This is a genomic window from Mesorhizobium sp. M0437 (assembly GCF_040321335.1).
GTDB lineage: Bacteria > Pseudomonadota > Alphaproteobacteria > Rhizobiales > Rhizobiaceae > Mesorhizobium.
Genome location: NZ_JAMYRK010000041.1, coordinates 46531 through 57896, shown reverse-complemented (window position 1 = coordinate 57896; position 11366 = coordinate 46531). Strand labels below are relative to the sequence as shown.

At 63.3% G+C, this 11366-nt stretch carries 9 protein-coding genes; 1 reads left to right on the top strand and 8 read right to left on the bottom strand.

Annotation, left to right across the window (positions count from 1 at the left end; genetic code table 11):
* Nucleotides 1-242: 242 nt before the first annotated feature.
* From NKI72_RS23020 to NKI72_RS22995, 6 genes are all read right to left on the bottom strand, one after another.
* Nucleotides 243-2024, bottom strand: coding sequence for an NAD(P)-binding domain-containing protein (locus NKI72_RS23020; RefSeq protein WP_352614661.1), 1782 nt, complete (start codon nt 2022-2024; stop codon nt 243-245).
* 139 nt (nt 2025-2163) lie between these two features.
* Nucleotides 2164-4197: an aldo/keto reductase gene (locus NKI72_RS23015; RefSeq protein ID WP_352850959.1), complete on the bottom strand. Its 2034-nt coding sequence runs from the start codon at nt 4195-4197 to the stop codon at nt 2164-2166.
* 56 nt (nt 4198-4253) lie between these two features.
* Nucleotides 4254-5351: an ABC transporter ATP-binding protein gene (locus tag NKI72_RS23010; RefSeq protein WP_352820759.1), complete on the bottom strand. Its 1098-nt coding sequence runs from the start codon at nt 5349-5351 to the stop codon at nt 4254-4256.
* An 8-nt stretch (nt 5352-5359) separates the two neighbouring features.
* Complete coding sequence (locus tag NKI72_RS23005; RefSeq protein WP_023675945.1) at nt 5360-6211, bottom strand: carbohydrate ABC transporter permease; 852 nt, start codon at nt 6209-6211, stop codon at nt 5360-5362.
* Nucleotides 6208-7068: a carbohydrate ABC transporter permease gene (locus NKI72_RS23000; protein ID WP_254817930.1), complete on the bottom strand. Its 861-nt coding sequence runs from the start codon at nt 7066-7068 to the stop codon at nt 6208-6210. Before NKI72_RS23000 ends, NKI72_RS23005 begins: the two co-directional genes overlap by 4 nt.
* A 165-nt stretch (nt 7069-7233) precedes the next feature.
* Nucleotides 7234-8505: an extracellular solute-binding protein gene (locus NKI72_RS22995; RefSeq protein WP_023675947.1), complete on the bottom strand. Its 1272-nt coding sequence runs from the start codon at nt 8503-8505 to the stop codon at nt 7234-7236.
* 106 nt (nt 8506-8611) lie between these two features.
* Here NKI72_RS22995 and NKI72_RS22990 point away from each other — a divergent pair, with 106 nt between their 5' ends.
* Complete coding sequence (locus NKI72_RS22990) at nt 8612-9484, top strand: helix-turn-helix domain-containing protein (protein WP_352491733.1); 873 nt, start codon at nt 8612-8614, stop codon at nt 9482-9484.
* Nucleotides 9485-9493: 9 nt separating this feature from the next.
* On the opposite strand, the gene NKI72_RS22985 is transcribed toward NKI72_RS22990, so the two are convergent.
* A complete protein-coding gene (locus NKI72_RS22985) occupies nt 9494-10732 on the bottom strand; it encodes a M24 family metallopeptidase (protein ID WP_352834892.1) in 1239 nt (412 codons plus the stop codon).
* A 187-nt stretch (nt 10733-10919) separates the two neighbouring features.
* On the bottom strand, nt 10920-11258 hold the full coding sequence (locus tag NKI72_RS22980; protein WP_023675950.1) for a hypothetical protein: 339 nt from the start codon (nt 11256-11258) through the stop codon (nt 10920-10922).
* Nucleotides 11259-11366 lie beyond the last annotated feature (108 nt).

Below are 11366 nucleotides of genomic sequence, written 5' to 3'. Positions count from 1 at the left end.
GCTGCCAAAGTTCCCATCAGCCATCGCATCAAGAAATGCGCCTGGAACGACGACTATCTCATCAATGCCATCACTCATATGCGATAGCCCTGCCCCTCGAGGGGGAGATGTCGCCGAAGGCGACAGAGGGGGTCGGTTCGACCGGGCTCGTCTTCCTGCAACGGATGGAGGCTGGCGCTCGACGCGCGGCGACCCCCTCTGGCCTGCCGGCCATCTCCTCCTCAAGGGGGGAGATCACAGCTTCACCGCCCCGCCGCTCCATAAACCGGCGTCGCAATGCCTTCCATCCTCGCCTTGATCTGCAGCGCGACGTACTTCGAATAGAAGCGCGACAGCGCCAGATTGCCGCCGTGGAACCACAGCGCTTCCTGTGCCGTCGGCTTCCACATGTTGCGCAATTCGCCTTGCCATGGACCCGGGTCGCCTTTCACGCCCGAGCCAATCCCCCAGCACGGGCCGACCTTGTTGGCGACTTCGCGCGAGACGATCGCCGCCACCGTTTCGTTCATCGAGAGATAGCCGGTGCAGGCGATGATTGCGTCGGCCGCCAGTTCGGTGCCGTCGTCGAAGAGGATGCCTGTCTGCGTCAGCGACTTGATCCCGACGCCGCTGCGGATGCCGATCTCGCCGTCGATGATCAGGTCGCAAGCGCCGACATCGATGTAGAAGCCCGAGCCGGTGCGGTAGGCCTTCATCAGGAGCCCGGTCTCGTCGTCGCCGAAATCGATGGCGAAGCCGGCGCCGCGCAAACGATCGTAGAAGGCCGCGTCGCGCGCCTTGATGATGTCGTAAAGCGCCCGCTGGCCTTGCGGCAGCAGCGCGAACGGCGTCGAGGCGACGATCATGTCGGCCTTCTCGGTGGTGATGCCGCGGGCCAGCGCCTTTTCCGAAAAGATCTCGAAACCGATCTCCATCAGCGTGTCCGACTTGACCACCGTCGTCGGCGAGCGCTGGACCATCGTCACCTCGGCGCCGCTCTCCCAGAGGTCGACGCTGACGTCATGGCCGGAACTTGCGGCGCCGATGACGGCGACCTTTTTGCCGCGGAATTTCTCGCCGCTGGAATACTGGCTGGAATGCAGGATCTCGCCGTTGAAGACATCGGCACCCGGCAGGTCGATGCGCCTGGGCGGGCCATAGGCGCCGGTCGCAAAGACGATATGCTTCGGCTTTAGCGTGATGCGCTCGCCGGCGCGATCGAGTTCGACCGTCCAGACCCTTTCGGTCTCGTCATAGGACGCGCTCACGCATGTCGTGGAGGTCCAGTAGTTGAGCTCCATGACGCGCGTATACATCTCCAGCCAGTCGCCCATCTTGTCCTTGGGCGTGAACACGGGCCAGTTCTCGGGAAACGGTATGTAGGGCAGATGGTCGTACCAGACCGGGTCGTGCAGCACGAGCGAGCGGTAGCGATTGCGCCAGGAATCGCCGGCCTGAGCGTTCTTCTCGATGACTATGGCCGGCACGGCCAATTGCCGGAGCCGGGCGCCCAGCATGATGCCGCCCTGGCCGCCGCCGATGACCAGGCAATAAGGCTGCTGGCCGGCGCCGAGTTCACGCGTCTCGCGCGCCCTCGCCTCCAGCCAGGTCTCGCGCTCCGGATCGGCCTTGTGGCGGACACCCAGCGGCCGCGCCGGGCCCTTGCGCTCCTCAAACCCCTTGAGATCGCTCATCGCGGTAAACAGTGTCCGGCATTTGCCGTCCCTGAGGCGCATGATGCCTTGGCCCCACGCCGATGACGTCTCGAAAGAAAACCAGGCTTCGATCGTGCCTTCGTCCGAAGTCGCTTCGCCGCTGAGCTGCCACCGGGCAGGTTTTGTCGTTGCCAGCGTCGCCGCCAGCATGTCGCGGATCGCGACGCGGCCCTCCATCGTCCTGACGTTCCAGGTGAAGGTCAAGAGATCGCGCCAGTAGCAGTCCTCGACGAACAAATTGGTTGCCGCCTCGACGTCGCCGGCCTCGAGCGCCCGGGCAAAGGAATCGAGCCAGGTGGCAGCCTGTTTCGTCGGTGCGATGTCGAGCATCTGTCTTGCCTAACTTCCAGTGGCCTTTGCGCTGACCTCATTCTTACCCTTTCCCGGTTCTTTGCGGGAGAGGGTAAGGGCCGTGCAAACAGTCCGGAAGCTAAGGGCGCAGCGTAGGCCGAAGCGACTGCCGCTGCCGTCAGGCCCGCGCGCGGGCCTGATCCGAACCGCTATCCAGCCATGCGAGATCGTGCGGCGAAAGTGAGATGTCGAGCGCCTGGAGGCTGTCTTCCAACTCGTCGAGCGTGCGCGGCCCGATCAGCGGGACGGACGGAAACGGCTGCGCCAGCACATAGGCGAGCGCGACGTGGATCGGGCTTTTGCCCAGCCGTTTGGCGAGCTCGATGGCGCGGTCGCGACGGCCGAAATTCCTCTCCGAATACCAGACCCGGACCAGCTCCTCATTATCGCGCCGGTCGCGCCCGGCGCGGTCGGTGAAGAAGCCGCGGCCCTGGCTCGACCAGGCGAAATTCGGCATCTGCCGGGCGGCGAGCCAGGCCTTCCATTCGTCGCTGGAGGAGGTGACGCAGCCTGCCCAGATCGGCTCCAGCATCTCGGCCAGCGAGAAATTGTTGGAAAGCGCGCCGGGCTTCTGCTTGCCGGTGCGCTCGGCATAGGCAATCGCCTTGTCCATGCGGTCCATCGTCCAGTTCGAGCCGCCGAACGGACCGCGAATGCGGCCGGCCTTGACCTCGCGGTCCATCGCATCGACGAACTCGTCGACCGGCACGTCCGGATTGTCGCGGTGCATGAAATAGACGTCGATATGGTCGGTCTGCAGCCGTTCGAGCGACTGGGTGAGCTGCTTGCCGATGACGTCGGGATAGCAGAGCGGCGAGTGCGCGCCCTTGCCGATGACCACCGACTGCTCGCGCACGCCGCGGTTCTTCAGCCACTGGCCGAGCAGCGTCTCGGTATAGCCGGAACCGTAGACGAAGGCGGTGTCGAACAGATTGCCGCCGGCCTCGAAATAGGCATCGAGCAGGATGGCGCCCGACGAAAAGGTGCGGAAATCCTCGAAGCCGAGCGCCAGGCACGAGGCCGGCCGCGGCAGGCCCGGAATGCTGCGCTTGGGGATGGCGGTTCCGCCGGAGCGCAGCTTCCGTCCGGAGATCGTGTTGACGCGCTTTGCCGGTTTCTCCATGTCGTATTCGAGCCCGATTGCGGCCCGCCATTTGTCGAGCACGCGCAGATTGCCGAGACTGTCGGCCCAGCCCATGCCGGGCCAGGCGAACTCCTGCTTTCCGCCGAGAATGGCCTCGCCGGCGGCGTCGACCTCAAATGCGTACAGCCAGCCGTCCTCCGTGACCTCGACCACCTCGGTGTCACCCGGACGGATGATGCGGATTTCGCCGGTGCCGCCTTGCTGGCCGCCGGCATACCAGAAATCCGCCACCTCGATGCGGCCTTTGCTGCCGAGAATACGCAAGACATTGTCCTGAGCGAGCGAGATGCTGCAGGACACTTCCGCGACGATGCCGCCCGGAAAATGCAACAGCGCCGACGCCCATTCGTCGACGCCGGATTGGCCGAGATGCGCAGCGCCGACGACTTTGTCCGGCTCGGCGAAGGGCTTTCCCACTGCTGCGCCGGCAATCAGCCGCGCCATCGAGACGGGATAACCGCCGACATCGAGAATGCCGCCGCCGGCGAGATCCTTGGCGTAAAGCCGGTGCTCCGGCATGAAGCCCGGCATGGCGAAGCCGAAGCTGGATTTGATCATCTTGATGTCGCCGATCGCGCCGGCCCTGATCAGCTCGACCAGCTTGGCCGTCTGCGGATGCAGCCGGTACATGAAGGCTTCGCCGAGAAAGGTGCCGGCCTTGCGCGCGGCATGGATCATGGCGTCGGCTTCGAATGCGGTCAGGCCAAGCGGCTTTTCGCAAAGCACGTGCTTTCCGGCCTCGGCCGCCTTGATCGCCCATTCGGCATGGCTCGGATGCGGCGTCGAAATATAGATCGCGTCGACATCCGGATCGCCAACCAAAGCCTCGTAGCCGTCCAGGATGCGGGCGCCGGGGAAAGCCTCGGTGAGCCCCGACTTGCCGGGATTGCGCGCCCCTAAGGCGACCAATGTGCCGGTGCGCGAATGGGCGACGCCCCCGGCAAAAGCCTTGGCGATGTTGCCGGGCCCGAGAATGCCCCAGCGAACTTTTTCTGGTTTGGACGTCATGTCAAATCTCCGTGGGGTGGCCGCGAGCAATCGCGATCGGACAAAAGAAAGATGGGTTAGCGAATGCGTGCGCCGGTGGCGTCGAAGAGAAGCGAGCGGTCGGCTTTGATCGACACCACCAGGTCGTCGCCGTTCGCGCGATGCCGCGAGGCCTCGCGCTCGATGATCAGTTCCTCGCGTCCGCCACCGGTACCGGAATTGGCATAGACATAGCTCACCGATCCCAAGTGCTCGGCGACGTCGGCCTTGAGGGTAAGGTCGCAATCGCCCTGGCCGGCGTCGAAGAAATGCTCCGGCCGCACGCCAAGCACAACATCGCCGCCTGTTGCAGGCAAGGCATCCGAAAGCGGCTTGCGCAGTCGCGCGCCGCGATGATTGACCAGTTGGACGACCGCCGCACCGTTGTCGGCCCCGACCATTTTTGCCGCCAGGAAGTTCATTTTCGGCGAGCCGACGAAGCCGGCAACGAAGCGGTTGGCGGGGTCGTCGTAGAGATCGAGCGGCGCGCCGATCTGCTCGATATTGCCGGCGTTGAGCACAACGATCCTGTCGGCCAGCGTCATTGCCTCGGTCTGGTCGTGCGTCACATAGACCATGGTAACGCCGAGTTCCTTATGAAGGCGCGATATCTCGACGCGCATCTGCACCCGGAGCTCGGCATCGAGATTGCTGAGCGGTTCGTCGAACAGGAACACTTGCGGCTCACGCACGATGGCGCGGCCGATGGCGACGCGCTGGCGCTGGCCGCCCGACAATTGCCGCGGCCGCCGCTTCATCAGCTCGGCGATACGCAGGATTTCGGAAGCCCGCTTCACCCGCCGCTCGGTATCTGCCTTGGGGTTGCCGGTCATTCTCAGGCCGAAGCTCAGATTCTGCTCGACCGTCATGTGCGGATAGAGCGCGTAGGACTGGAACACCATGGCGATGCCGCGATCGGCCGCCTCGACGTCGTTCACCACCTTGCCGCCAATGGCGATCTCGCCGTCGCTGATGTCCTCGAGTCCGGCGATCATCCGAAGCAGCGTGGACTTGCCGCAGCCGGAAGGGCCGACGAAGACGACGAATTCGCCGTCATCGATGTCGATATTGGCACCGTGGACGATCTCGAAGACGCCGAAGCGCTTGATGACGTTTTTGAGTGTGACTGCCGCCATGCTGATCCTTACTTGATGGCGCCGGCGGCGATGCCGGCAACGAAATGGCGCTGCAGAAGCACGAACACGACGAGCATTGGCGCCGTCAGCATCACCGCGCCCGCCATGATGCCGCCCCAGGACACCTTGGTGAGACCGATCAGCGTGCCGAGCGCCACGGGCGCGGTCATCGCGCCCGGCTTGGAATTGATCAGCAGCGGCCAGAGATAGTTGTTCCAGGAGGCAAGGAAGAGGATGATGGCGAGCGCCGCCAGCATCGGCCGCGCCAGAGGCAGTGCGACGAACAGGAATATCCGCCATTCCTTGACGCCCTCGACCTTGGCGGCGTCGAACAGCTCGTGCGGCATCATCGAAAAACTCTGCCGCATGAAGAGCACGCCCAGCGAATTGAACAGCGGCGGCACGATCAGCGCCACCCAGGTGTTGGCGAGCTTGAAGTCGCGCGCCACCATGATGAATTGCGGGATCAGCACGACCGCATAGGGCAGCGTGATGGTGCCGAAGATGATGGCGACGACCATGCCCTTGCCGAAGAAGTTGTAACGCGCCAGCGCCCAGCCGGCCATCGAGGTCAGCATCACCGACAGGAAGGTATAGGTCACCGCCACCGAGACGGAGATGCCGATGGCGCCGATGAAATTGGTGCCGCGCTGCAGATTGCTGACATTGTCGAGGAAATTGCCATGCGGCAAAAGCTCGATGTCGGGGCTGAAGATGCCGTTGTCGGGCATCGTCGAAAAAACCACCATCATCCATAGCGGAAACAGCCAGACCAGTGCCAGCGGCGTCAGGAACAGATGCAGCGCGATGCTGCGTCCCAATCTGGCCTGGGAGCGGCTGACTCTTGAGTGCGAGGTCATTTCGGTTCCCTCGTCAGCCATATCTGCACCAGCGAAATGGCGATCGCCAGCCCGGCCATGGTGTAGGCGACGGCCGAAGCGTAGCCGAAATTGAGCGACCGGAAGCCCTGGCGGTAAAGCAGCAGCCCGAGCGTTTCGGTGCCGCCGCCCGGCCCGCCGCGCTCGGTGATCAGGAAGGGCTCGGTGAACAGCTGCATGGTGCCGATGATCGACAGCACGGCGCAGAACACGATGATCGGCTTGAGCAGCGGCAACGTGATGTAGAAGAACTGTTTGACCTTGCTGACCCGGTCCAGGGTCGCCGCCTCGTAGACATCCTCGGGAATCGACTGCAGGCCGGCGAGCAGGATGATGGCGTTGTAGCCGGCCCAGCGCCACGTCACCGCCATCATGATCACCGCCATCGCCGGGGTGACGTTGGTAAACCAGTCGACACTGGGCAGGCCGATGCTGTTCAGCAATTTGTTGATGATGCCGTAGTCGAGATTGAACATCAGCCGGAAAACCGCCGAATAGGCGACCTCGCCGACCACGACCGGCGCGAAGAAGGCAAAGCGGAACAGGCCACGGGCCTTGAGCAGTGGCGAATTCAAAAGCACCGCCATCACAATCGCCAGCGAAATCATCACCGGCACCTGGATGACAAGGATCAGCAATGTGTTCTTCAAGGCATTGAAGAAGGCCGGATCGCCGATCAGCCGGCCCCAGTTGAAGGTCGGCGCGAAGCGCCACGGCACGGTGCGCGTCGCCTGGAACGAGATCAGGAAGGAATCGATGATCGGCCACAGCCAGAAGATCGAAAAAATCAGCAGATACGGCGCGAGGAAGCGATACGCCGTGGCGTTCTGGTAGCGCATCGTTTCCTCCTTTCTGCTTTCAAGTTCTTGCCTTCTCCCCTTGTGGGAGAAGGTAGATCGGCGCGTAGCGCCGAGACGGTTGAGGGGTGATGGCCGGAGTGCCGCCGGCGCCAAGCTGGAGCACCCCTCATCCGTCGCCGCGCGCTCGGAGCCGCCTCGTCTAGATCACGACTTGACGGGCAGGCCGGTCGCCGCGGCGATCTGGCTTGCGGCATCGTCGAGCGCTGCCTTGGCGTCGGGATAGCCGCCGGCCAGATATTTGGTCTGCACCGCGCGGATGATGATTTCGGCGTCGCTCTGGAACGGCGTGCCGCGGCTGGGGACGACCTTGGGCAAGGTGCCGAGGATGTCCTTCCACACGGCTTGGCCACCCCAATAGGGCAGGCCCTCGGAGACATAAGGGTCGTTGAGCGCCGAGATCAGCGACGGCACCAGGCCGAAGCCTTTCAGCATGGTGATCTGGCCCTCATTCGTCGCAAGCGTGTATTTCAGATAGGCGTAGGCGGCTTCCTTGTTCTTCGACACCGAGGTGATGGCGAGCGAGGAGCCGCCGAGATTGGCGGCGCGCGGACCGTCGGCGGTCAGGCTCGGCATCAGATAGACGCCCCATTTGCCTGCCCCATCGGGCGATTCGGTGCGCACGGTGCCTTCATACCAGCCGCCATACATCTGCGTGGCGACCTTGCCGGCGGTGTTGTTGGTGATCTTGGTGCTCCAGTCGGCAGAGGAAATGATGCCGGCGTCCTTCATCTCCTTGATCTTGGTCATGGCATCGACGCATTTGGGCTGGTTGACCGTGATCGATTGCCCGTCGGCGGAGAAGTAGGCGCAACCCTGCTCGTTGGAGATCATGCGGAAGAATTCGGAATCGCCGTTGAAATCGGCGTTGGTCATCGTGACGCCGGGATTGGCGGCCTGGATTTTCTTGGCGGCGGCGATGAAGTCGTCCCAGGTCTTGATCGAGGACGGATCGACGCCAGCCTTCTCGTAGAAGTCGCGGCGGTAGAACATCGCCACTGGACCGGAATCCCAGGGCATCGCATAGGCCTTGTCGTCAACCTCGAGCTCGGTACGCTTGAAGTCGGGGAATTTTGCCTGGTCTTCCGCGGTGTAGCCGAGCGTATGCAGGTCGACGAAGCAATCCGGGAACTGGCTCCAGTAGTTTTCGGCTTCGCCGTTCTCGATCGTAACGATGTCAGGCAGCCCCTCGCCGCCGGCGGCACAGCCGGCGATTGATTTGTCGTAGGTCGGCTGGTTGCCAAGGTCCTCGACCGTCACCTTGATGTCGGGATACTGCTTGTTGAAGCCCGCTATGGTGGCCTTCAGCGACGAAGCGGCGATATTCCAGCTCCAGATCGTGATTTCACCGGACTGCGCAAAGGCCGGGCTGGAGCCCAAGGCAAGCGCGAGCGCGGCGCAGGTCAATTTTATGCGCATTGAAATCCTCCCATTTCAGTTGCTCTCTGTTTGCGAGCGTGGCTAGACTAGGCCTCGGGAAAGCCTTGTCCGCGACAAAGGGAATAAGAAATGAGCGGAAAGTAAGATGCCGGAAAGGCCGTTTTACCAGCCTGGCGCCAGCAGCGTGGAGGGCCTGCCGCTGCTGCTGCAGATGTTCCACACCCAGCCCCTGGTGATGCTAAAGCCGCATTGGCACGCCCAGGTCGAGGTGAATTTCATCGTGCGCGGCGCCGTGCATTACCGCATGGACGGGCACGGGCTTTCGCTTTCTGCGGGTGACATGTGCCTGTTCTGGGGCGGCCTGCCGCACCAGATGGACGAAGCGTCCGACGATGCCATCTATGCCGGCGCGCATTTGCCGCTGGTGCATTTCTTCCGGCTGCATTTGCCCGTCGATGTCCGCAACAGGCTGATGACCGGCGCGACGCTGGTGACCGACGCCACCGACCGGTCGGACGACCACAATTTCGAGCGCTGGAATCGCTATGCCCGCTCCGGCGACCCGGTCAAGGCCGAGCATGCCGTCAACGAGCTTTTGCTGCGGCTGGAGCGGGTGCGCTTCGAGCCTTACCGGCTGGTGCCCGAAACCCCGGTCGAACAGGAGATAGGCAGTCCCTTCGATCAGCAATCGCTGCGCAATGTCGGGCGCATGTGCGACTTCATCGCCGAGAATTTCCTCTACGAGATCGATTGCGTCGACATCGCCGCGGCGGCCGATATCCATCCCAAATACGCCATGAGCATATTCAAGAAATCGACCGGCATGACGCTCAATGAATATGTGAACTTGCTGCGCCTCAGCTACGCGCAGGCGCTGCTGATGCATCAGGATGCCAATGTGCTGCGCGTCGCCATGGAATCGGGCTTTGGCTCGCTCAGTGCCTTCAACAAGTCGTTCCGCAAGCTTTCCGGCATGTCGCCGTCGGATTTCCGCAGGGGCGTGGCCAGCGCCAGATAACGGCTGGATTCAAGCGATAATATCCAGGCGCCTCGGCAGGCGGTTCATCGGCGACGGCCCGTTGGCGGTGATCAGGAACTGGTCCTCGAGATTGAAGCTGGCGAGACCGTCGATGTAGAGCGGGATTTCGAATGCCAGCACCATGCCGGCCTCGATCACGACATTGCTGTCGGCCGAGATGAACGGCCATTGCTCGGAAAACACGGAATTGCCGACGCCGTGGCCGAAATGGCCGCGGCGATAGGAACGCAGGCCCTGGCGCGCCAGGCTTTCGCTGGCGGCGCGATGCACGGCGGCTAACGGCTTTCCGGGCATAAGCGCGGCAAGCCCGTCGGCGAAGGCGCGTTCGGCTATCGCATGCAATTCGGCCTGTTCGGGCGACGGCGGCCCGAAGGTGAAATTCCGCGACATATCCGAGGCATAGCCGTTCACGCTGCACACCATGTCGGCCTTCAGCGGATCGCCGGCGGCGGCGACGACGTCGGCGCCTTTTGGGCGAGCGCCCAGCGTGACGTATTCCGCCGTCGAGATTTGCTGCGACGACCCGGCGGCTGCATCCGCGACGCCTTGCCGGTAAAGCGCGACCAGCTCAGACTGACGCATGCCGGTCGTCGCATGCTGCTGCAGCCGCGACAGGCCGGCTTCCGACAGGGCGATGCCCTGCTGCAGAAGGTCGATCTCGCTCTGCGATTTGATTGCCCGCAGCCTGTCGAGAACCGGCGAGCCGTTGACCAGGGCAGTGCCCGGCAACATTGCCTGCATCGCGGAAAAATCGCTGGCCGAGACGAAATCCAGCTCGATGCCGAGCGTCGCACGCTCCAGCCCGAATTCTGCGAGGATCGTTTTCAGCTCGCGGACGGAGCGGGCAAGCTCGAAGGTCGCCGGACGTGAAAAACCGGGGGCGCGGCCAACCAGGCCGGCCTCGATGCGCTGCGCAACAGGCCGGTCGGCCGTCGCCGGCTCGAGCGACGCCGATTCGATCCAGATCGCATGCGTGCGCAGCACGGCGCCGGCCATCGCCGCCCGGAGCCGGGCAGCCTGGAAATCCGCCACCACGACGCCGAGCGGCAGGTCGCCTCGCTTGGAAATAACGACGAAACCGGCACCGGCCCGCCGGAACAGGCCGGCCGGGCCGATCCAGGCACCGGTGGCATATTGGAACGCCTCGGGCTCGCAAAGCACCAGCGCCTCGATGCCGGCGCGCTGCATCAGGTCAGTTGCGCGCTCGCGGTCGACAAAGCCGGCCATGGGATCTCCTCGAATGCACTCGAATCCGACGCCGATGCGGCGTCGTTTGGCCTTAGCGTAGCTTCAGTGCCGCCGTGGAGCAGCTTTTTTCTGGAAGCGCTGTTCACCTTGAGAGTTCGTCGTCGGGAAACGAAAAAGCCGCGGCGAACCACGGCTTTCAACGCGACAAGTGGTCTGTTTGGAATGCTTACTCGGTTTCGTCAGAGGTGTCGTCGGCAGTGTCTGCCGCGTCTTTCGCGGCCTTCCTGTCCAGCGCTGCCTGCAAGGCCAGCGTAGCCTGCGGTGAGGCCGGTGTCGTGGCAACGACCGCCATTGCATGAGCAACGCCGGTCGTCGACTTGTCCTTGGCCGCGGCGGAAGTGGCGGCTCCGTGTCCCTGCGAGCCGGCCCCGGCCGAGTTTCCGCCGTTACCGTTGCTGCCGCCATTGCCGTTGCCATTGCCATTGCCCCCGGGAGCAGCGAGTACCGGAGATGCGACAAGGGTGAGAGCGGCTACAGTCGCGAATAGACAGGTGCGCGTTTTCATAGTTCCTCCTTCGAGTCGCCCTCCCGCCAGGATGGGTTTCAGATGAAAAACGTCAGGACTTTCGAATCCGAAAGTCGGCTGTTACCTAGCTTTGTTCAAATACAGTAT